We start from the raw sequence: 22686 nt of genomic DNA, 5'->3' as shown, positions 1-22686 counted from the left end.
CCTGTATGCCGCCGAATACAAACTAAGGAAATATTGGCCGAAGCACGCGCGATGGGGTATGACGGGAAAGTAATGAAAGACGGAGTGCAGTTACTTATTGCTTCAGATTAGCCTCTGCTTTATGGCAGGGGCTTTTCTTTTTCCACAAAAGGTGGAGGGCCCTCTCTCCATACATCACACATCCATCATAGGAGGAATGAAACATGGCAACAGTGCAAACGAAAGAAAAAATCCCTTCAGTCTTGCGGGTGTCGGCAAAATCGAAGCCGAACGCCGTCGCAGGCGCGCTCGTCGCCGCGATGCGCGAGCACGGTGTGGTCGAGCTCCAAGCAGTCGGTGCGGCTGCAACGAATCAAGCTACCAAGGCCGTGGCGATTGCCCGGGGGTTTTTCGCCCAGGAAGGCAGGAATATCACGTGCGTCCCGGCCTTCACCGAAGTTCAGATCGACGGTGAAGCCAAGACGGGTATAAAGCTGATCGTTAGCTGATTCCGATGCGGCACACGTCAACTTGGCGTGTGCTTATCTTTTTTTTTATAGAGCGAGTGAAGGGAGGGAATGGTGTGGTAGAGAAGCTGGAAGAACTTTTGGGCAGAAAGCTCACCCCGAAAGAACGCAGGTATGCGCAGTGGATCGACGGATGGGATCGGGAGGCGGTTGCGGTTTTCACCAACTTTTTCAACGAACTGCATGCGGCGGGGTTGGTACGCGGGCTGACGGGAAGGGCAGGCGGGAAAATGGTGGGAGAACGCGGCTGGGTGCCGCTGAGCGAAACCGTTGCAAAAGGGGTGTGATGTCGCCTCTTGTGCGAGGCGTGGATTGAAACCGGAAGAAATGGAGGGAGGGCGCCTGGAAAAGGCGCCGGCCGGATGAACTTCATGATCCTTCGAGACGAGATGAAACAAGCGAGTGAGTATGTGGACAGGATTTTGCAGATGGCGGATTACGAGGGGTGGGATCCAGATGTCTTTGAGCGCACAATTCAGATGATTTACGAACGCCTGCGGGCAAACCGTTTGCCCAGTGTGCAGGTCCGGTCAACTTTCAGGGCTGAATGAGGTTTGAGCAGGGGTGAAAGAACGTGCTTTCAAAACCCGTTCGTGTTCGAAGCGCCACAACCATCCAGGCGATCCGAAAGGAAGCCGAGCATCGGTGTCAGTACGAGGATCCCGACACTGGTGAAGTCTGCGGCCGGTCGGCGGAAGGTGAACCGCATCACATCCGCACGCGCGGGGCGGGCGGAAGCGACGTCCGCGAGAACCTGATCCAGCTTTGCGGGCTGCATCACAGAATGGTCCACGACGGAAAGATTGAGCGGTCCGATCTTATCCGAATCGTGGCGAAACGGGAGGGGAAAACGCCGGAGGAGGTTGCGGCAATTATACAATTGCCCTACCAGGAACCGGAGCCTCCAGCTCCCCAGCCCCCGAAGCTTGAAGAATTGATACAGGCATACATCCAGGTGGATGAGCAGGAACAGGAGAGCCGGTTCGTCAAAGGACAACTGCTTGACGTCATGCTGGCCGCAGGCGCAACGCAAAAATATTTGTCGCGGGAACTCGGCGTCAGCCCGTCGCAAATTCGGGAACTGGTGCATGTGTATCGCACTTTCTCTGATCCGTCCAGCCGCGTCCCAACACTTTCATGGTATCACCATCGGATAGCCGCCCGTTCAAGTGATCCGGCAAAGTTTATCGCCGCAGCTGCTGATCGTTCACTTAGTGTGCGAGAACTTCGGAAGGAAATCTTGGTCGAGGAAGGTTCGGGCCACTTGGCTGAACAGGATGAAGCGGAAGAACGGAAGAAGGCAGAAAAGTGCCTGAACGCTGTCCGTGAGATCCTGATCGCAGGTGGGCCGGCTGCGGAATGGCTGACCCAGGAGCTGATAAATCTTTTGAAAGGTGGTGACACCCCTGATTTTGAAAAACATTTTGAGCGCGCTGGATGACGGCGGGCATTCGGAAAGAGTCAGCCAATTGGTCCACGCCTTGTCCAACGAAATCGGTTTGGACCCAAGCACAAGCGCCCTTTTCGCCCTGACCAGCCGGTATCACGACATCGGAAAGCTGATGATTCCAAAACGCTTGCTGGATAGCGTCCAGCCCATGACGGAAAGCGAACGGAAAATCATTCAGAAACATATCGTCTATGGGTTAAACCTCATGGCCAAGTACCGAAATGAGGAAGCGGATGTTGCGCGAACGATAATTGCGACCCATCACGAGCATTGGGATGGAAACGGGTATCCCAAGGGCTTGAAGGGCGAGGAAATCCCGCTGTGCGGGCGGATCACCGCCATTTGCGACGTATATGACGCGCTGACATCGGACAGGCCGTATCGGTCGGCATGGCCGCCTGAAATGGCCACAGCGTATATTCGCGAGCGATCCGGTACACAGTTCGATCCGAATCTGGTGAAGCCGTTCCTTCGCGTCGTGATGCAGCCGGTGGGTGACGGTGTATGAACGGCGCATCGCATCTGATCGGCGGCGTGACGGCGGGTGTTCTTCTTGGGTATCATCGTCCGGCGGAGCTGGCGATCATTGCAGTTGCATCTCTTCTGCCAGACATTGACCGACAGAACAGTTTGCTCGGGCGGTTTATCCCGGTGTTGCCGGGGGTATTGGAGCGAGTGCCGGGGAAGCGTACCCTCACGCACTCGTTTTTGTTTGGCGGGTTTCTTGCGGCGTTGCTTTACATGTGGTCGGAATCTGCTATGACGGCTTTCCTGGTCGGTTATCTGTCTCACATATTGCTGGACATTGTGACTGGACAGGTAGCGCTCCTTTGGCCCCTTCCAGCCAGATTCGGCGTATCGCTAGGTGTCCCGTCGGTGTTCATAGAGACAGCTTCGCTCGTGATATGGGGTGTATGGCTGGCGTTGGGCGGATACCGGATTTTTTTAAATCTCTTTTAAGGGGATGGGCAAATGAAAAGGGTTTTGGGATTCCTTGTTTTATTGACCGTGTGTTCGATACTCGTTGGATCGTTTGCACCTGAAGCATCCGCCGAAACGATCATGGATCGGATTCGGCAAAATCAAGGCACCGGCGGAATCACGGCTTTGGAACAACAGGTGGATGAATCCACCACCACATTCGTGCGCACAGCACGTCGGATTTTTGTGACCCTCACGGTTATTTTTGGATTGTGGCTGGCAATCACCTATCTAAAGGGCGGTTTTTCACCGGATACGCTGCGTGACACCAAGGGCAGGATCGGTTTTTTCTTCCTTTTCCTGGCTCTTTCCTACTGGACGGAGCAAATTCTTGGATTCGTGTTTAATCTATTCGGCATCGATTTGTCCACGTTGTGAGGGGTGGATATGGGCCGGTACCATCCGATTCCTTACCAGTCCAAGATAAGGGAGAAGTTTATTTCTCTCTTTGGCATTGGACTGTCACTCAGCCAAACGATTTGGTGGGCAATTGGCTTAATGCTTTCATACCGGATGTCGAAGGTTGTCCCCCGTATCGGATCTGACTGGTTTTATTCCCGGCTTCATTACGTGATTCCGTTTGCCGTATGTGTGTTCCTTTGCCATACCAAGCATGGGCCGACGGGACTCCCGGTTTGGAAGTATGTGCTGGATGTCGTACGTTTGAGGCTCAGGCAGCGAAAGTTCTTGTACCGGAGACAGTCCATCCCGGAGGAGGGTTGAGGCGTGTTTTACATCCTTCTAGCGGCCGCCGTCTTGGCGGTCGTCTTGTTTTACGCCAAGACAACGAAGAGAAGAACGGCACAAGATGTTGTCGGTGACACAGAAATTGCTCAGGACGGTCTGATACGGTCGGGCAACAACTTCCGGCTTGTCATCGAGGTCGAACCCAAAAATCTGGACACCGCGTCGGAAGCCGAGCAAAAAAGCTTATGGGTCAACTTTTTGTCAATGGTAAACACCATAAACATCCCGTACACACTTCTTGTGCAGTCCCGGTTGTTTGAGATGAAAGATTACGCGGACGATCTGGCAAAACGGATTTCAAGTTTGGACTTGCCTGCGGAGTTAAAGGAATCTGGAGAGCAGGTTCTTGCGCACCTTCGCCAGTCAACAGAAGAAGCGCAAATTCGCGATATTTCTGGATACGTTATTTTGGGGTACGATCCCGTTGCCGCGTCACAAACGACCAACGTACAAACGGGCGTCCGGCAGCTAGACTCCTTGATCGGAAAAAGTGGCACCAAAAGCAAGATGACTGACGCCGAAAAAGCGGATTTGGCCAGACAAATATTGACCGATGCCGCTGAGATCGTGTTCAGCTTCTGCGAGCAGGTCGGGATGCGGTACCAACTGCTAAATCGTGCAGGAGTGTTAAACGTAACGTACCAGCTTCTGCAACGCGAAATGGCGCCGCAGGCACGCATGATAGACGCGATGCATGCGGACGCGTTTCATCCGATCAAACGTTCCCTTACTGTCGAAACGGTGATGGAACATGGTTAAATGGGCGTCTATCACAAAGGATCAGTCAAAGAAACCGGAGCAAGTGCCGGGACGATGCGAATGCGGCAAATCCATATTTCGTCTGAAGTACCGTGAAGGCAAACTGATTCGCACGTGTGTATCGTGTGGGGCGGAAATGGTGGTCTGAAAGGGGATGAGGCTTGATGTTCGGCATCAAAAAAGCAAAAAACGAAAAACCGCATGCGCATGCGTATCCGGGAAAAGCAAACGGCGTGGACTTTGCCGCACCGTCCTTGATCAAGGAAATGATTCCTGGTGACAAGACGCAAGGCGAAAAGGTAACGGACTATGCGGTTGAAGTCGGCGGAACAATCACACCCGCCCGGTACTTCCGGTCTTTTTTCGCAGAAATCATGAGCGGCAACACATGGGCGGGAATGCTGGATTCCTTAATTGACGGCAAATATGGAAATGGCGATATCGATCTGGCTATCCATGTACTGCCGAGCAGTAACGACAAAGAGCTGGATGCTATCGGCAGACGGATTGCGGGTTTGATTAGTGATTTGGCGGACGAGAAGGACGTACGAAAAATTGACGCCATGCGAGATGAAATCGCTGACCTGAAAGAAAGGCAGAAACGTATCCGGCTCAACGTCGAACGCAGCTTTCGCGTCGCCATCCAGGTAATTGCAAGCGCACCGGAATACAAAGGCTTGGTTCAATTGTGCCGGTCGCTCGTTCAGCGGTTTGCAGGAAAGTCGATCTTCCTGCGCGCGGCGGACGGCCGGCAACTTGAAGCCTTGCAAGCAATTCTGCCGACCGCACCGGCGGTCAGGATTCAAAAAGAACGCTTTTTTTCACTGGAAAGCTCCAATGTGGCCGATTTGTTCCCGTTCGGCGGCGGTAGCCTCTCGCATCGAAGCGGCGTGGTGATCGGGAAAGATCGGTTTGGTCGACCAGTGTGGCTAGACAACTGGCATCCCGATCTTTCCAACTACCACATGTGCATTATTGGCCGTTCAGGAGCAGGAAAGACTTTTTCGATCATGCTCATCATTCACCGCTCTGCCTTATATGGCCGGAAAATCGGGATCATTGACTGGAAGGGGGAGTACGGGGATTTTCTTGCGGCGATCGGCTGCCCGCATCTGGAACTTCACGAACGATCCCGGCACAGGATCAATCCTTACGATGTGGAGATAACCGAACTATCCGACGGGACGCGATATGTGGACATCGAAGAGGCTGCGAACTCGGTGCAGGCGGTGGTGTTCAAAATGATTCGCGTTTACGACTCATCGGCGCTCACGGGAGAAGTGAAGGTATTTATCGGCAACGCAATACGGGAGCAGTACAAGGAATGCGGCATCACAGAAGACCCAGCCAGCTTGTTTGAATCGGAAACAAGAGAAGGCCGGTTTGGACGCAGGCGTAAAAAAATGCCGGAACTGATCGGGTTGTACGAGCGAATGGCCGCTTCTGAAAGCGAGACGATCCGCAAGGCGGCTGAAATGCTGAAGCCTTTTACGCGCGCCGGGAACATGCCGTCGTATGCCATCTTCGACAGTCAGACGAATGTGGAACTGGGAAGCACTCCTATCTTCGGATTCGCAATCAATCGCCTTGATCAAGAGATTATGCGGCCAATCGGGCTGTTCATCGCAACGCGCTGGATGATGGAGCGCTGGGCCAAACGAAATCCGCAGGCTCAAAAGCTTTTGGTCATTGAAGAGTGCCAAAACATTTTCAATGACGAAGATGTTGGAGCCGTATGGGCGGAGGCGGCATATCGGGAAGGACGCAGCACCAACACTGGTGTTGTGGCCGTCACGCAAGGGCTTGAGGTGTTTACACGCAGTCATGCGGGAATGGCCGCGATTAAGAACAGCCCCGTAAAACTCATCGGTATCCAGGAACCGCTGGACATCGACGCGGTGCAAGGGAAACTGGCACTGACCGAAGGGGAGGCCCACTTCCTGGTCCATCAGGCGCGAAAAGGAGACATGGTTGTAAAGGTCGACGACCAATCGGTCATTGTGCGTATCGACGCCTCTCCTTTTGAACACATGCTCTTCACAACCGATCCCAACGACCCCCGGTACGCTGAGCGGAAACGATATATCCGGGATCGGATGCAAGGTGGTTAATATGCATCGTTTTTTCATATTGGTATTGGCGTTTTGTTTGCTGTTTCCTATTGATGCCGCCGCAGCAGAGAATGAAAATTCAAAAGGAATTTTGGGAGAACAAATCGACAAGCAAACCGATAAACCCGGTATTGCGGAACGCACGATGGCCGAACTTTTTATTAGCCCGGTAACTTGGTTACTAAATATGCTCGGTATGCAAGACCCGGTAATCCTCGTTTTCCAAAAAAATCCCGCAGCGGGTTCTAATGATGCTTTTATGCAGGGAGATTGCGTAGGAAAACAAGAATGCGCTGATTCCCTAGTACTGGGCGTGTTCGATTTCGGGACTTCGGACGCGATAGATGCGTTATACGGTGTGTTTGAACATTTCATACCACTTCCCCTTGTAATCGCATTGCTGCTGACGGGGATATTAGTTTTGTTTCATGGCATGTCAGCGGAAGGAAGAAGCAGGACTAAGGATTATGCCACCGCGTTTATTGTTGCGCTCCTCTCGCTGAGGTTCGGGTATTATTTATGGAGCTTCGTGTCATATCTAGTTAAATTCTTCACCGATCTTATCTGGGCTGCGCTTATTGACTTCGGTGTTCAGCCCAATCTATTCCTTAACATGCTTTGGGGAAACGGAGCCGGATATGAGAACGCGGTGGCTACAAAAAGTCTGGCTGTGGCTTTCATTGTGGTCGCAGCAGCACTGATGATTATCATTTTGAATTATCAGTATATCGTTCGTAAAATCATGCTTATGGTACTAATCGTTTTGTTTCCCATCACATGCGTGTTATCCGTCTTTCCGAGGTTTCGTCACTCCTTACAAATATGGTGGGATGAATTCGTTTCGAACATGATCCTTCCGGCAGCTCATGCGCTTGCGCTTGGGCTGTTCTTTTTACTGCTTCGTTTTTCCGACGCAAGCGCTTCACTGTGGCTTATCATTGTTTACTTCTTCGCCTTACCGATGATCGCGAATATGGTGCGAAAGTTGGTTGGTGCACAGGAAAGCGGGGGCGGCGTTTGGGGGAACATCGCAGGGTTTGCCGGTCTTGCGGGGATTACTTCGATTACGAAAATGCTCAAGCCGCGGAATGTAACTGGAAAAATGGAAGCCGGTTCAAAGGGATATGCTTCGGTGGATGGGCGAGCGCCCTTAGCCGGACAGGTTTCATCTGAATCGTCCACTGGACAAGTGGCTATGCCCATTGAGAAATCAATGCCCAAGACATCAGTGAATTGGCGGAGTGTCGCAACAAGAGCAACATCTTACGGTGGAAGGGTCGCGGGATATGGACTCAGGGCGGTTGGCGTGACGGCTGGAGCAATGGCAGGTTTTACGTTGGGAACGATGACAGGCAACCCGGTGGCCGGGACAATGATTGGCGGCGCAGTTGCCGGTGCGGCAGGACGAGCGGTCGGGAAAAGCGCTTCTTGGACAGCGGTAAAAGCTGTTCCGACTATCAATAAAAGTGTTCATGGCGTTTCTCGCTTCGTCAATACAGCCTTGGAGAAACTGCCTGTCATGCCGACTAAGGATGCTCCTGCACCGCAAGCCAAGGGCCCTGACGCACATTTTCCTGCGGGATACCGGCCCGCAGGTGAGGAATTTTGGTCATCGGTGGATTTAAAAAATCGACATCAACGCGATTATGTGGTTCACCTGAACAACACCGGCAAACTTGATCGGCACAATGAACTGGAACAAACCTTTTCTCAGAAGAAAAAGCGGTCAATCATCCGGGACTACTATGTTTGATGGGGGAAGGAGAGGATGCAGGGTTCCCGATGGGTGAATAAGGCATTCATGAAAGCTGGTCGCTCTCTGCTCAAAATGCTTCTCATAAAGACTTCCCCGATTTGGGGGACAATGCTGGCGATGTTTGCGGTTGCTTGGATATGTTATTACATGATCTTCGAGTTGCCGAAGCAAGCGATTTTGGGTTTGTTTACAGGAAATGATCGGGAGTCGGCATATGAGTACGGTCGAAGCGATCCTGACGAGCAAATTTTTGAAAGGTACCGGTCTATTGCCGCTCAGTGGAATGAGGGACTGACACCAGAACAACTTGCCCAGGTTGAATCATTCGCTCTGGACTGGGAGTGGCTTGCGGCGGTGGATCGGACGTTAGGAGACCCTCAGCAGGCAGGCATCCGGGATGTGAAGGAACTGAAGCTGGACCCTGAGGCGACGTTTGAACTGGTTCGTCCGAAGTTCGAGTGGGAAGAAGCCGAGAAGGAAATTGTTCAACAATCATGCGTAGAGATCAAAGAAAAGGACGAAAATGGGAATGAGATAACTCGATACGAGATTCATTCGTCAAACACTCGCCAGCCCCAAATACTCTTAAAGAGAGCACAAACGATGCAAGGGGTGTATGTTTACAGCTACCGGACTGAAACCAGTGTAACTTCGTCAACTTCCGCTTGCGGGGAGCTTACGACGACCATAACGTTTCAAGCATTGTCAAACATAGCAGCGACGCAGAATGAATGGCAACCGCTTAAGAAAATCTTGAGCGATCACGGAATTTCACAGGAAGAAGATCAGGAGTTTTTGCTGGAATACTGGCTTTCATTCCTTCAAGATCCCGATGGAAAGGAGCATGATCCGCTTCCCGAGGATTGGGTACCGGTTGAAGGCGAACTGCTGTGGCCAGCCCAAGGAAGGGTATCGTCGCGCTTTGGTGAACGAGTGCACCCGATTACCGGAGATCGTAAGATGCATAACGGCGTGGACATTGCCGCAAAAAAAGGAACGGAAGTGTATGCGGCAGAGGATGGGAAAGTGGTTCACGCTGGATTTCTTGGCAATGCGGGGCTTGCGGTCATTTTGGATCATGGCGACTTGGAGACGAGATACTATCATTTGAGTCAGATCGAGGTACAAAAAGGCAACAACGTTCGCCAAGGGGACTTGATTGGATTGGTCGGATCAACCGGCGCATCCACCGGCCCGCATCTGCATTTTGAAACGAGGGTCGGTGGGCAAGCGGTCGATCCGTTGTCATTTTTCGGGGGAGGGACGAGGGAGTGATAAAGCTTTCAGGCCTGTGTTTCATCTTGTTTTTGCTCGTATTCGCTTTCGCAGCGCCTGCGATGGCGGAAGAACCCGATGAGGCGACCAACGGCAATTCGACCCTGGAACGGATCAAAGGGGAAGTTGGTCAGTTTAATCCGGAGTCAGTCGGCAAGCGGATGGAAAGCAAAGCACAAGAACTGATGGGGCTTGCCAAGTCGGGAAGTTCCTTGTACGGCGCAGCGGCTCTCGTCGTTTTTTTGTGCCTTCTGGTTGGCGGGCTTGTTTTCAGGCGGCTGATCCGGCTGGCGTTTTATTTTCTGGGGGTTGCTGTTGTCGGGTATTTGATACTTAATTTTTGGCCGGAAATACGGGATGCGATTCTGGCGTTTATCGACTGGCTTTTCGAGGGAGGAAGTTCCGATGCAGATTCACTTGGTGTTTGATTCATTGACAGCTCGGGAATTGTCCAGGGTGCTTCAGGAACGTGGGTTTGAGGTCTCAGGTTCGGATGCAACGCTCGAACAATTCCGTATCGCGGCTGAGGCCAGACAAGTGGAAGCCGGTCTGGCTATCGTAGACGCGACGACCGGAGTCGTAAACAAGCAGGATAGCGTTCAAATTCTTAGGGAAATTCGGGGGTTTATTCCGGACACGCGCCTTATCGTCATTTTGCCTGTTCAGGCGGACAGGGAATGGATCAAAGAAATTGGGGCGCTCGGGATATACGACGTATATCCCGTTGAACAATTCACCATCGACGATGTGGTGAATTGGATTCAGACCCGGAAAACGATCCGTGACTTGGGAGAAAGCGAAATCGATCTGACTGGTCAAGTACCTAAAAGTCAAAAGAAACTCGTTTCAACCGATTCCAAAGATTCAAAAGACGTGATCATCGGGAGTATTCGGGGCAGGCTTCAAAAAATCAAACAATCCGTTTCGAAGCTGAAAGAACGCCAGGAAAGCGTCGCAGAGCCGATCATGGAGGAAGATTTTGAACCAGGGATACCTAAGGTGGTGTATCGCACAAAAATCATCGGCAACAGCGTTGTCGCGGTCGGAGGATTGCATCGGCGCGCGGGCACGACCCATACTGCGATCCAACTGGCCGTTTTGCTTGCCCAAAACGGACTGAAAACGGCGTTTGTCGAGTACCGGGCGGAAGAACGTCCGTCCGATATTGTCTGGTTTATGCCGGAAGGTGCGAATGGGATGAGGTTTTCATATGAAGGCATTGATTTTTTCCCGAATCGGACGCCGGATACGTCGACGGAAGTTCTGTCCCTTGGTTATGAAGCGGTTGTGCTGGATGTCGGGATCATTGCGGACGGCTCTTATGCCCTTCACGAATGGCGGCGGGCGTCCGTTCAGGTGGCGACTGTTGGGGCCGCACCCTGGGACATGGGGCGTTTGGCCGGTTCCGCTTCGGCTCTTTCGGGTGACCGGACAAGCATCGTTGTCAACTTTGCTTCGCAACAGATGTTTGAAGAAGCGTTCGAAATCTTGAAGGCTCTGGAGAAGCCCATCATCCACAACATGGGCGGGTATGATCCGTTCAAACCAAACTTGTCTTTGGTTCCGGTTATAAAATCGCTGCTTCCCGAGAAAGAGAAGCGGCGGTTTTTCGCATTTTGACGGAAGGAGGAAGTGAGCTTGTTCAAAAAGACGGAAGCCAAAACCACAAAGAGCCCGAAAGGTTGCATGGTGGTCCTTAATAATCCGGCCGGCGGAGACACGTTGAAAGTGCTTGAGAAACTGCTTTTGATTGCGAAAAAGCGCAGTGAAACATGCGCTGTAGCGGAACTGCCCTGTTTGGGAATCCCCCGCATTGCGTACCGATTCGGAATTGAACCTGAAGCGGCGCAAACGGTCGATCAGCTGATCATCGACTATGATCGAGGGTTCGTTCAGGATATACACCGATACCTTTATACTCATGATGGATGGGATGGTTTGCTTATTCAGCCGGGCAGCAGGCCGGATATGCCGACAATTCTCAAGTTGCAAAACGAACAGACGCTGATGGAGATTCCGGGGTATTTGAAATCGCTCCTTGCCGGATACAACTGGATTTTCGTAGTGACTCAGGGACAAATGATCCATCCGATGACGTTCTTTTCGCTTCGGGAAGCTGATCACGTTGTGCTTGTTATTGACAATCCAATTGACCTGATTCGTACCTATGCAACCTTCAAGACGCTGAAACAAGATTACTCGATAAATGAAAACCGAATGACGATGTTCAGCTTCACGAAAAACAGCGACTTCAAGGAACACAAAATTGTCAGCCGGCCGGAAGAACTTTTTCAGACGTGGAGGGATCAATTTGATCGGCATAATTAACCCGAGGGAGTACGTCCAATACCAGCGGCAGGAACAAAAAGGCGCGGCGCGGAGCAAATCGGACCAAGAGAACCTAAAAGCCCTTTTGGAACGTGTTCAAAGGCATTTGATCGAACATTACAACGACGAATTTGTCCAGGCGATTATTGACGAGCAGGCACGTAACCGAGTGAAGTTCCATATTTCGGACTTCATCAAGGAGCAACGGGAGTTTAAATTCTCGATGGAATTACAGGATGTGATCAGCCATATTCAGACCGAAATCACGGAAATGGGCGTGCTGCAACCGGCGCTGGACGATCCGAGCATATCCAGCATCGAAATTAACAGCCCGACGGAAGTGATCGTGGAGAAAGACGGGTTCCCGGTTCACATGAAGGAGATTCGCTTTCGGGATGTTGATCATTTGTATCGGACCATCGACAAGATGCTGGCCCCGGTTGGAAAAACGCTGACGGCAAACGAGCCGATCATCGACGCCAATTACCGGGGTTTTCGGATCAACGTTACGATGGACGTGACGCGCGGCGGAGTGTCCACCGGCAGCCCGGTCATCTCAATCCGAAAATTTCCGCCGGACGTTTATTCGGATGAAGAGTGCATCAAATACGGTAACATCTCACAGGAAATCTCAAATTTCTTTCGTGATGTGATTCCTTATGGAGTCAACGTCATCATCGCTGGCGGCACCAACAGCGGCAAGACTACGCAACTCATTCGTCTTCCAAAATACTACGATCCGTTGACTCGAATCCTGACCATCGAGGACAGCGAAGAGATGATGCTCAAGGCCAAGACGACGTATAAGGACTATCCCAATATAGCTTCTTTCGTGGTGAAGGATCATGAGGACGAGCGCAAGGCGTATCCGATCGCAAAACTCATCAAAATGAGCCTGCGGCAAAATCCGGACATAATCATCATAGGGGAGGTTCGCGACGAGTACGCCGCCCAGCAGGCGCTGGTGGCGGCTAACACCGGACATACGGTACACCTTACCATTCATGCGAACGGCCCGGAGGAAGCCGCAGTTCGGCTTGTACAGCTCGCCGGAAACAACCGCACCGCCGCGTCGCAGGTAGCCATGACATTTGATCTGATCGTGTTCCAAAAGTATGAGTCGGCAACCGGAAAGCGCGTGGTGTTTGAGATCGCGGAACTGATGGATTTTGAAGGAGCTGAGAAGCCAGTTCTGAACGCCATTTTTCGGTATGACCCCGAAAATCGTCAATTCCGGCGAACAGGTCGGTTGAAAAAAGCGGCGAAAAAACTTGTGGTAGAAGGTGCGCCGCCGGAAATTACGCAGCGTTGGTGCGGGGAGGGCTGAAAGATGCCGGATTGGATCTTTTACCTTTACTACACCGCCGTTTCGGCAGTGCTGCTTTCCGTGTGGATACCGGGTGCGGCAAGGAATTCGATCCGGTATGGTTCACTCGCCAAAGTATTGGGGTACGAAAAAATCAGACAAGAAGCGATTGACGCGGGATGGTCGCTGACTCGGAAAGAGTTTGCGGCCATTTTGGTTTCATCTGTCGTTGTGGTTGGTTTAATCGCGCTTTTCATTGGCAACTATTTCTTTGTTACGCTTGGGATCGCGCTCATGTTCACACTGCCGCGAGCTATTGTTTTGAGGATCAAGCGAGCAAACCGCAGAAGAACGCTTTTTGATCTTCCGCCGAATCTTCGCTTGTTTATTGCAAAGTTGTCCGATTTCGGGAACGTGCAAAAAGGTCTGGAGAACGCCCTGCCGGAAATGGAGGGCGTTACAAAACCGGCCTTTGAAGCGGCGTGCAATAAACTGCGCGTTGGGATGCCGCTCGATCGGGTGCTGGATGAGTGGCTGCGGGATTTGAAAATACGAAAACTGGAAGACTTTGCGGAACGTTTGAAGCTGGCCGCTGTGGAAGGGTTTCATCGCAGAAGCCTGGATTCGCTCAAGGAAACAGTCGCTGAAATCGACGAAGACATTACGGCGATCAAGACACTTGATATCGAGGCAAGGAGTAAAAAGAAACAGCTGTTTCTCATTTCGGTCATGAGCTGGGCGATGCCATTGCTGATGTCGTTTATGAACAACAACAACGGCAACGTTTATCTGAACACTGTTTATGGACAAATATTCATTGTTTCCTTCGCCGCCTCCACGCTTTACGCGATCATGAAGGGCGGCGATTATTTATCTCTCAATCTTGATGAACTTTGAAAGGAGGTGATGCCATTGATTGTCTCCATGACACTTACGTTTATTGGTATCGCATTGTTTGTAGGGGTGGTATTGCAAACGGTTTTGCCGGGGTTTTCCTGGCAGAAACGGTACGCCGTAGCTGCAGCTCGACTGCTGAAGTCCCATGCTGAACTGAGACGAATGGGTAAGGATCCAATTTCGCTTTATGTAGCGGATCGGCTGATCCCTCAGCTTTCCGCCCGCTTTTCCGGGTTTGAGAATATGCGAAAAATGTATGAAGCCTTAGGGCGGGATAAAACATTTGAAGAAGCCTTGGCTGACATGGCGGTCAAGTCGCTGATTGGAGCGGTTCCGTTTCTGGTGTTGCCGATCATTACCAAAGCACCTATTACCATTTTGGCAATGCCTCTATTTTCCATACTGGCCTTCTTTGTGATGCTTGGCGGCATCAAGAAGTCGTATCAGAAAAGGCAGCGCGAGATCGTCAAGGATTTGCCCAAGCTCATTTCCAAGCTGATGGTCACTTTGGAGACAGGCCGGCCATTTATCGGGGCGCTGCAACGTCTGGAAGAGACAAGCGGCCCAAGGATGCGAAAGATGCTGGGCAGACTCAATGCCAATATTCAGGTGATGGGAATTGGACGAGCAATTGATCAGTTTGCTTATGAGACAGGCGTTCCTGTCATGCGAGAATTTGCGGCCGCCGTAAAGGTTGGCGTGCACAACGGATACAGCGAAGCAAAGGAGCATTTTGACAGCATCAAAAATGAACTTCGGGAACTACGGCTTGCCGCATTACGGGAGACAACCCGGAGCAACCCTGAGAAAGTCAAGTTTTTGTATATGCTTTTGGCCCTTCACGCATTCGGGGCTGTACTGATCGCTTTTTACGCGATCTTTACACAAATACAATTTCTCTAATTTAAAAGGAGGAATATTCCATGCTGGCGGTGTTGAAAAGAAAGGCAAGAATGCGCTCGGCAGACATGGTCATGAAGTTTGTGGACAGGCTCATTAAGCCCTTCCAGAACGAAATGGGCGGTGCGTCCATGGTCTCCGTGGTCGGTTGGGCTCTTGTGGCTGTTCTGGTCATCGTTTTGGTGTGGGGGCTGGTCAGCGGATGGCTCCCCAGTTTCGTAAACTCCATCTTCGCAAGGTTGGAGAATCTGGGATGAGGCATCGACTGAAGCGATTTTTGATGGATGAAAGAGGGGTGGGGGCGATCCCCCCTCTCTTTCTTTTCCTTCTGATCGCGTGCATCTTGCTTTACATCGGAGTTGACGTATACGGGTACAGTAGTCAAAAACAAAAACTGTTGATTGCGGCCAATGAAATCATCGAGGTTGTTAAGGCCGAAAACGGGTTTGACGCACAAACCAAACAGCAGTTTGACGCGCTTTTACAAAAGCTCGGTATTGATCCGGGAAAAGTAACCGTCTACGGTACCCCTAAGCTGGTGCAACGTGGTTCGCTGGTCGAGGTTGTGGCGCGGATGGAGTACGAGACAATTGGACTCAAACCGCTCGGGAAGTCGCTGCGTGTTCCAATTGAAGTGACAGTTCAAGGGCTTGCTCGTACCTACATTCGGTGAGGGGGGAGGTAATTGTTTCGTGTCCTCGCACTAATAATGTTTGGCGGTTTTGCGCTGGTCTTTTTCACAGATTACTACGTGGTGTATCAATCGCAGATTAAATTGGAGCGCGCAGTTGAGCAGGCTCTCGACGGCGCTATTATTGCCGCGACACAGGAGACGGAACACCAAAGGGGTATCGTTCGACTCGACCCAGCCCAAGCTACACAGGCCACGCTTCAACTGCTCATGGAGAATCTGAAACTGGACGGAAATATGGAAAACGATTTTTACACCGGAAGTTCGTTGCAAGTGGACGTGGAATACCTGGGGGACAAGCCGCGGATTGTGTGCCGGTTTGACACGCATGTGCGCTTAAAAGCCGGGAGAGTGTTTGGTCTGGACGAATGGCCGGTGAAGGTGAAGAAACATACGCCATATTTCGCGGAATTCATCTAGGAGGGATTCGGTTGAAACGGCTTTGGAACAAAACCACCCGTCGGATTCTGATTCTGACACTTTCTCTGATACTTGGATATGCGGGGGTCGCGTTGCAACAGTCCATCGTGAAAAAACAAACCACCACGGAGAGAGTCGTCGTGGCCGCCGAAACAATTCTCCCTTACGGGACGTTGGCAGGAAAACTGACAACAAGAGCCGTGGTCAAAAGCGAAGTGCCGGACGACGCGATCCGTGATCTGGCTGAACTTGACGGGCAGGAGTGGTTTGCGGGAGAGATCGGATTTGTTGAAGGCATGCCGCTTCGAAAATCACTTCTGGTCACCGCCAAGGATAGCAAGTTCGGGCAAGCGCTTGCTTTGAAAGACGGGCGTATGCTCATTGGTCTTCAAACCGACCAGGTACGGTCTGCTGGGGATTCTATTAAACCTGGCACGGTTGCTGATGCCTACGTATACATTCCGGGGACACCGGAGACCCCTGCACGGACGATTACGCCGGCTGATGATCCCAATTTGAAGGGGCTCCTAGTTGTGGATCGACAAAACCATAACGGATATGAGCCGCAGAAGGACGGATCGAACAATCAGAACCCAATCCCTGCCATTGCGATCATCGAAACGGATAAACCGTCCGTAGCAGCCGCCCTTATCCGGTACCAGGAGGAAGGAAAGGTTTATCTGGTGCCCACTGGTGTTCAAACTGACCGAAAGGAGGAAGCGGCGTAAGCCGCGAAGCGAAGTGAGAAGTTCGGTTCGGGGAATTTTAAAAGTATTGCTCTGCGCAATGATTCTTCTGAATGGTTTTGGTTTTATTTTTTCTATTGAAAAAGCGAGTGCAGCTATCAAAACATTTTCTTTTCTTTCGAAAGAACCTTCCCAATCACAGACAGTGACATACAACCTACCGCCCGATTTTGGTGGAATCGTTGATATAAGCGTTAGTCCTTCTGGTGAAGTTTCCAGTTATTCGATATCAAACAATGTACTGACTGTTCACTTGTCGGGCGGAATTCATACTCAAAATGATTATGTATATTCTGAGCAAAGCCGTATCTTAACTGCATATAATTCCTGTTCAAATGCCTGCAGTGGTTTTTATACCTATTTTGACGAATCCGGCAACCCATTAATTAAAGATACTCCCGGGGTATATAAAGTAATGAATCGTATTCGTCAAAGATATTATGGTTCAGGAGTAGAAACACCTTGGACCGACTGGTATCCAGCTTCCTACCAAAGTTTTACTTATGAAAATGGGTTTCCTAAACCTCCTTTTTATTACGGAGTTTCATTTAATTTTCCTGACGGAGGCTTTATTGAGGCGCAATATGTCTACTATAAAAAAGCAGACCTTGTTCCGCACTATTATTACAATGTCACCGTAACGTACTCTACGGGAAAGCCTCCGTTAAGTCCGACTATTACGGCGCCGACTGGAGGCTCAGTAGTAGCAGGAACTTCGACAATCTCATGGGTTGCAGCAACTGATCCTGATACACCTCAGTCGCAACTTCGTTATGAAATTGAATTATCGACAGACGGCGGGGTGAATTGGAAGAAGATCGTACCGCTTACATCGCCGGGGGTTACGAGCTTCAATTATAACTTTGCAAATGAACCTCAAACTGATCAAGCTAAAATTAGGATTCGTGCATATGACGGAGAACTCTATGGAGATTACGCAGTTTCGGGAGATTTTTCAATAAAGAAGCAGTATTATTACGACAAGTATCTTGTCTCGTCAGAATGGCAAGATACTGCTTCTTGGACTTTTGTAGATGAAATTGTTAACCCAATGGCTATCGGAGGAGCAACAAATTATACATTTTCCAAATCCACCAATAAATATAACACAAGTCAGAGTAACGAAAGGACTTTTGCAAGCGGTTATTTCGGGTCTCTTTATCAGACTTGGGACGGTAGTTCTCCGTACAGTCCGTCTTCAACTTTGATTAGGTTTGATTATTATCAAGGCTGGTCCGCGGCCAAAAAATATGTGAAAATTGCTGCTAATAATGATCAGGCAAATGTCAAAGGGGCTCTGCTTCAGCAAAATATTATAGCTATCGATGGTGCGTATCCTGATAACGGGATCCATTTAGATGGTTACTGGTACGTAAAAAAAGGAATCGTTAATAATTCGCCGGTCATTTCTTTAGATAATGTAAACAGCGATCATTATTTCTCTAGAAATGTAGGTACGACCCAGATCACCTTCTCAGGCACTGTCTCCGATCCAAACGGTGATCCTGTTACTGTGTCAGCTACAATTGGTGGGGTTACTAAGCAGGCGGTTGTTACTGGAACAAGCGCTGCTAAGCCATGGTCGCTGACCTGGGATGTAGTCGCGGACAATCTTCCGGATGGAGATTATTCAGGTACGATATTTAACGCTTCTGACGGAACAAACACAACGACAAGACCGCATCTTGGTAAACTTTTTGTGGACAACATCGGTCCGACAGGAAGTTTCCTCATAAACAATGGCGAACAAACAACGGACAACAAAACGGTTACTCTTACAATTGATGCTAGCGACGGAAATGGCTCAGGTGTCAAAGAAATGCGTTTTTCTACAAACCATAATGACTGGACAGACTGGGAGCCGTTTTCCCCTATTAAGTCTTTTGTGCTTCCTGGTCGCGGTCATCAAACGGTGTGGGTTCAGCTTCGAGACTTTGCCGGCAACACAAACGAAACAGAAATTAAACAGAGCATTGTGGTTAATAGCGCGCCGTTAATTACTCTTACTACGTCCGACGATCTGCGGCGATCCGAACATGAAGGATTCAACATCGTGCGGCTGGAAGGCACGGTACAAGATCCAGACGCGAGTGATGAGTTGACCCTCAAGTACACCATTGAAGGGCTGGACGGGCATACCGGCGTTTCGTTTGGCACCATAACAGCTGATAGGACAGAGCAAACCTTCTCGTACGATCTGATGGTTGACCAAACGATCCCGGAAGGAACATACACGTTGAGCGTGTGGGCAGAGGATGACAAAGGCGGGAAATCGGCTGCCGTACAGCGCAACCTTGTTGTCGATAAAACGCCTCCTACCGGATCACTTGAACTGAACAATGGCGAGTCACAACTTATGGCTCTGAACCATCCGCTTAGTGTCATCCCGTACAAAGTGACGTTCGACGATGCGTTGGGAGTGCGATATGTCCGGGTCAGCACATCTGGGGACTTTACGATACCGGGAACTTATATTGAACATGACCTGGATGGTACAACGTCCACCGTCGAAGCCAATATTCAAATGCCTTTGGATGAAACGGTTGGTCGGACAAAACAGGTAATTGTTCAGTTGGTCGATGAAGTTGGCAACACGTCCGAGATCACGGGGGACATTTTTCGTAACCTGATGCCGACACTTGAAGCAAACGTGCTCCCAAAGCTTTCTGCTGTATATCCGACGTTTACGTTTGTTGCCAACGACAACGACGGAGATTCAATGGCCAAGGTCGAAGCAGAGATTGTAGGGCCGACGGAGCTTAACTTCGCAGTGGAGCCGCTTGCGACTGAATGGCAATATGACCCGGATGTTTACGGTGCTCTGGCTGACGGCTCGTACGTCGCGCGATTCCGGGTTGTGGACGAATATGGACTGGCATCGGAATGGAAAACAGTTACATTTGTTATAAACAGCGGAACCAACAGCGACGACTTCATTGTTATTCCGCCGCAAGATGGCCAGGATGGCAGCAATCCGCCGGATGACATGTTCCTGAAACCGACGCTGAAATTCAATTACGTAACCGGAAAAACGATGGATAACACGCTGGTCGTGCTAAATACGGCTGGTAAGCAAGTACGGTCGCTTCCGCAAGGTGTTCAGGGACCGGGCGTGTACACCGTCGAATGGGATGGGCGCGATGACAGCGGAAATCCCGTACCGACCGGGTCTTATAGGGCAATTCTTCGGAGCTTTGACGGGGTCAACGAATTTGAAAAGGATGTTGCTTCAGTCAAAGTGGACATGACGGCACCGCAGATTGCATTCAATATGAAGCCGCATTATAACAGTGAAATTCCGGTCAACGTTTCGTTCAGGGACGATGTGAGCGAAATGGTGACCGGATCGGTAAAGGTGCTTGATGAAAACGGCGTAGAAGTGGCTACATGGTCAGCTGAAAATGTTCTGCAAGAAACGTTCTCTCCGCCGGCTGAAGGCAAGTATCGAATCGTTGCGACCGCGCGGGATGATCTTGGAAACGAAGTGGAAGAAAGCTTTGAAATCGTCTATGACGTTACCGCGCCTGAGGTAACGGTTATCTTCCCCGAATTCGTTTCGGCTCCTACGGCAATGGTGAGGATCACAGCCAACGACCCGAGTGGCATTGAATCGATCCAACTCAACGGTGCCGATCTTACTTTCACCGACGTTGAAGGTGGCGTTCGTGCTGAAAGGACGCTCTCGCTCAATGACGGAATGAATGAAATTACGGTCAATGTTCGAGACGGCGCAGGGAACATCAAGACACAAAATGGTCGGATCACGTACACGTCGCCTACACCGCCGTCTTCAGGGTCGCAAGGAACAACAGGAGATGGAAACGAACCCGAGGAAAAAACGTGGGAAGAAATTGTAGAAGAGATTATTGGTCTGCCGAAGGATACGGTTGTTATCGACCTTCGCAACCCTCCGTCGGAAGCTGTTATCGTGGATTCGGGTCAGAACGATGGTACCAACGTGAAGGTTATCGCTGATCCAGACACGATCCGCAACGTCGATTTGGACAAGGCGCTCAATGCTGAGGAGCTGCGAGAGCTTTTGGAGGATGCCGAAAGCAGAATTGAGCTGCAATTCAAGCGGTTTGAAGACGCAATCGGGCTTGAAATCATAGTCATCGGCAAAGACGGCAGTGTGAACATCCTCCGAATTGATATTCCATTTACAGCCCGTTACACCATCCCCGAAGGCGAAGACGTGAACGAATGGGGCGTGTTCCGGCTGGATCAAGAAACCCGAGACTGGGTGCTGGTGCCGTTTGCTATTATCGACGAACGCACGCTGGAAGCTCAGGTGCGGACCGGCAATATCTACAAAGCAATGCGTCTTGCTGATATTAATGTGAAGTCATGGGCCAAGCGGGAAATCCGGCTCCTTTACAACATGAAAGGGATTCGGGTGGACGAGAACTTCAATCCGAAGGACTACATGAACACAAATGAGATCGTCAACGCTCTGTCCAGGATCGCTACGGAACAGCAGTTTGAGGGAATTGTTGAGGCTCTGGACGTGCTCAACCTGAACAAACCGTTTCTCACGAAGCAGGAACTGGTGATGCTGGCCAACTACGTATTGACGACCGAACTTGAATTGACGATCCAGAACTACGCTTCCAAAGTATCCATCAGCGTCCTCCGGGAGTTTGAACGAAACACGGACGAATCGAGTCTCAAAAAATTCGCCGACGAAGAGGATATTTTCCCCGTTTACCGACCAAACCTGGCGGTGGCCGTAAATTACAAACTGCTTCGCGGCGAGCCGGATTATAGGATTCACCCGAACAAGATTGCTTCCAAGGAGGAAGCGGCTGCACTGCTCGTTCGGTACGCGCACTTCTACTGGATTGTGAAGCACGGCAAGTGAACTTAATGCCCGCTCTAACCGGCGGGCTTTTTTTCTTATTATGAAAGGAATTGCGATGCCAATGAAATATTTTGAACGACATAGACAAATTGATAAAAAAGTTTTTTATATTTCTGGATGAAATTCATGTCAAGCGTCTGTGAAAATGTCAGGTTAACTGTTCTATGAAAATGTCAGGGATGATAGCTGATTAAACAGCCCCCGTCCTCTTGCAGACTAGCCGGATGCTGTGCTACGCTGTAACTGCTTGCTGGAGAATGATTTTCTCCAGGGATGGTTTTCAGCGGGCTTGCGCGGGGGCGTAGGTGCCGCTTCTTTTTTGGCCGGAGCTGTCGAAGGGACCTCAGCGGCCTGCGTCTCCACACAAGGCCAGGCGCGTCCCTGATCCCATAGCCACACTTGCCCATCCATGCCGACACGCACTTCGACGACGGTCTTCGCTTCCCAACGCGGTACACCGGGGCCGGGCTTTGGCATGTAGCATTTTCCTTTCCAGGAGAAGGTCTGCCCGCCGCTGATTCTCCGGTGTTCCCGTCGGGTAAAAATGTGCTCCAAAGGGGTTTCGGGCAGCGGTCGGTAGGCCGGTTCCGCTTCTTGCGGCTCGACGGCAAACAGGCGGTTGTGCTTTTCGATCAACTCCGGCAGGACCCGGTTGGCTTCCTCCATCGTGCAGACGTTGCGCAGCCGAAGTTCGACCACCAGACGGTCCTGCATGGTTTGCCAGAGCCGTTCGATCCGTCCTTTGGCCTGGGGGGACAGCGCCTCGATATGGGTGATCCCCAGATCGGCGATGGCCTGTCCGAAGGTGGAAAGCGCCTGCGGCTGACCGGCCAGTTCCTGCTCGAGGGTTGGCTTGCCCTTGGGCGGGTGAAAGATGGAGTGTTGGTCGCTGTAGAGCGCAAGCGGTACGCCTTTGCGCCTAAGTCCCTCCATCATGACGGCTACGTAGCCT

23 protein-coding genes and 1 pseudogene are annotated in these 22686 nt (G+C 50.9%); 23 read left to right on the top strand and 1 reads right to left on the bottom strand.

Annotated features, from left to right (window positions below; genetic code table 11):
* Positions 1-203: 203 nt before the first annotated feature.
* The 23 genes from BAA01_11530 to BAA01_11420 all read left to right on the top strand — a co-directional run bounded on the left by BAA01_11530 (position 204) and on the right by BAA01_11420 (position 21734).
* Positions 204-488 (top strand): stage V sporulation protein S, encoded by a 285-nt coding sequence (locus BAA01_11530; GenBank protein ID OUM86633.1) that lies wholly within the window; start codon positions 204-206, stop codon positions 486-488.
* Positions 489-562: 74 nt separating this feature from the next.
* A complete protein-coding gene (locus tag BAA01_11525; protein OUM86632.1) occupies positions 563-793 on the top strand; it encodes a hypothetical protein in 231 nt (76 codons plus the stop codon).
* A gap of 9 nt (positions 794-802) precedes the next feature.
* Positions 803-1057 (top strand): hypothetical protein, encoded by a 255-nt coding sequence (locus BAA01_11520; GenBank protein OUM86631.1) that lies wholly within the window; start codon positions 803-805, stop codon positions 1055-1057.
* A gap of 23 nt (positions 1058-1080) precedes the next feature.
* The gene (locus BAA01_11515; protein OUM86630.1) at positions 1081-1947 is read left to right on the top strand and encodes a hypothetical protein; all 867 of its coding nucleotides are present in this window, start codon (positions 1081-1083) and stop codon (positions 1945-1947) included.
* Entirely contained in the window at positions 1919-2464 is a 546-nt protein-coding gene (locus BAA01_11510) for a hypothetical protein (protein ID OUM86629.1), read from the top strand. The genes BAA01_11515 and BAA01_11510 overlap by 29 nt, the downstream gene beginning before the upstream one ends.
* Positions 2461-2916: a hypothetical protein gene (locus BAA01_11505; GenBank protein ID OUM86628.1), complete on the top strand. Its 456-nt coding sequence runs from the start codon at positions 2461-2463 to the stop codon at positions 2914-2916. The genes BAA01_11510 and BAA01_11505 overlap by 4 nt, the downstream gene beginning before the upstream one ends.
* Positions 2917-2928: 12 nt before the next feature.
* On the top strand, positions 2929-3315 hold the full coding sequence (locus tag BAA01_11500; protein ID OUM86627.1) for a hypothetical protein: 387 nt from the start codon (positions 2929-2931) through the stop codon (positions 3313-3315).
* A gap of 9 nt (positions 3316-3324) precedes the next feature.
* The gene (locus tag BAA01_11495) at positions 3325-3660 is read left to right on the top strand and encodes a hypothetical protein (GenBank protein ID OUM86626.1); all 336 of its coding nucleotides are present in this window, start codon (positions 3325-3327) and stop codon (positions 3658-3660) included.
* 3 nt (positions 3661-3663) lie between these two features.
* A complete protein-coding gene (locus BAA01_11490) occupies positions 3664-4443 on the top strand; it encodes a hypothetical protein (protein ID OUM86625.1) in 780 nt (259 codons plus the stop codon).
* 164 nt (positions 4444-4607) lie between these two features.
* Complete coding sequence (locus tag BAA01_11485; GenBank protein OUM86624.1) at positions 4608-6554, top strand: hypothetical protein; 1947 nt, start codon at positions 4608-4610, stop codon at positions 6552-6554.
* Position 6555: 1 nt separating this feature from the next.
* Positions 6556-8307 carry a hypothetical protein gene (locus BAA01_11480; protein ID OUM86623.1) on the top strand — a complete coding sequence of 584 codons (1752 nt, stop codon included), beginning with the start codon at positions 6556-6558 and terminating at the stop codon, positions 8305-8307.
* 15 nt (positions 8308-8322) lie between these two features.
* The gene (locus tag BAA01_11475) at positions 8323-9585 is read left to right on the top strand and encodes a hypothetical protein (GenBank protein OUM86622.1); all 1263 of its coding nucleotides are present in this window, start codon (positions 8323-8325) and stop codon (positions 9583-9585) included.
* A complete protein-coding gene (locus BAA01_11470; GenBank protein OUM86621.1) occupies positions 9582-10013 on the top strand; it encodes a hypothetical protein in 432 nt (143 codons plus the stop codon). The genes BAA01_11475 and BAA01_11470 overlap by 4 nt, the downstream gene beginning before the upstream one ends.
* Entirely contained in the window at positions 9991-11205 is a 1215-nt protein-coding gene (locus tag BAA01_11465; protein OUM86620.1) for a hypothetical protein, read from the top strand. The genes BAA01_11470 and BAA01_11465 overlap by 23 nt, the downstream gene beginning before the upstream one ends.
* Positions 11206-11223: 18 nt before the next feature.
* Positions 11224-11913: a hypothetical protein gene (locus tag BAA01_11460; GenBank protein ID OUM86619.1), complete on the top strand. Its 690-nt coding sequence runs from the start codon at positions 11224-11226 to the stop codon at positions 11911-11913.
* Positions 11897-13240, top strand: a complete 1344-nt coding sequence (locus BAA01_11455) for a hypothetical protein (GenBank protein ID OUM86618.1) — start codon at positions 11897-11899, stop codon at positions 13238-13240. Before BAA01_11460 ends, BAA01_11455 begins: the two co-directional genes overlap by 17 nt.
* 3 nt (positions 13241-13243) lie before the next feature.
* Positions 13244-14116 carry a hypothetical protein gene (locus tag BAA01_11450; GenBank protein ID OUM86617.1) on the top strand — a complete coding sequence of 291 codons (873 nt, stop codon included), beginning with the start codon at positions 13244-13246 and terminating at the stop codon, positions 14114-14116.
* Positions 14117-14131: 15 nt separating this feature from the next.
* A complete protein-coding gene (locus BAA01_11445) occupies positions 14132-15019 on the top strand; it encodes a hypothetical protein (protein OUM86616.1) in 888 nt (295 codons plus the stop codon).
* A 20-nt stretch (positions 15020-15039) separates the two neighbouring features.
* Positions 15040-15273 (top strand): hypothetical protein, encoded by a 234-nt coding sequence (locus BAA01_11440; protein OUM86615.1) that lies wholly within the window; start codon positions 15040-15042, stop codon positions 15271-15273.
* The gene (locus BAA01_11435) at positions 15270-15689 is read left to right on the top strand and encodes a hypothetical protein (GenBank protein ID OUM86614.1); all 420 of its coding nucleotides are present in this window, start codon (positions 15270-15272) and stop codon (positions 15687-15689) included. Before BAA01_11440 ends, BAA01_11435 begins: the two co-directional genes overlap by 4 nt.
* A 36-nt stretch (positions 15690-15725) precedes the next feature.
* Positions 15726-16127, top strand: coding sequence for a hypothetical protein (locus tag BAA01_11430; GenBank protein OUM86613.1), 402 nt, complete (start codon positions 15726-15728; stop codon positions 16125-16127).
* Between the two features lie 11 nt (positions 16128-16138).
* Entirely contained in the window at positions 16139-16855 is a 717-nt protein-coding gene (locus BAA01_11425) for a hypothetical protein (GenBank protein ID OUM86612.1), read from the top strand.
* A gap of 2071 nt (positions 16856-18926) precedes the next feature.
* Complete coding sequence (locus tag BAA01_11420; protein ID OUM86611.1) at positions 18927-21734, top strand: hypothetical protein; 2808 nt, start codon at positions 18927-18929, stop codon at positions 21732-21734.
* 216 nt (positions 21735-21950) lie between these two features.
* Here the strand turns inward: BAA01_11420 and BAA01_11415 are convergent.
* Positions 21951-22686, bottom strand: a pseudogene (locus BAA01_11415) (integrase).

It is taken from the genome of Bacillus thermozeamaize (assembly GCA_002159075.1).
Classification (GTDB): Bacteria; Bacillota; Bacilli; order ZCTH02-B2; family ZCTH02-B2; genus Bacillus_BB; species Bacillus_BB thermozeamaize.
This window is presented reverse-complemented; position numbering and strand designations above follow the sequence as displayed.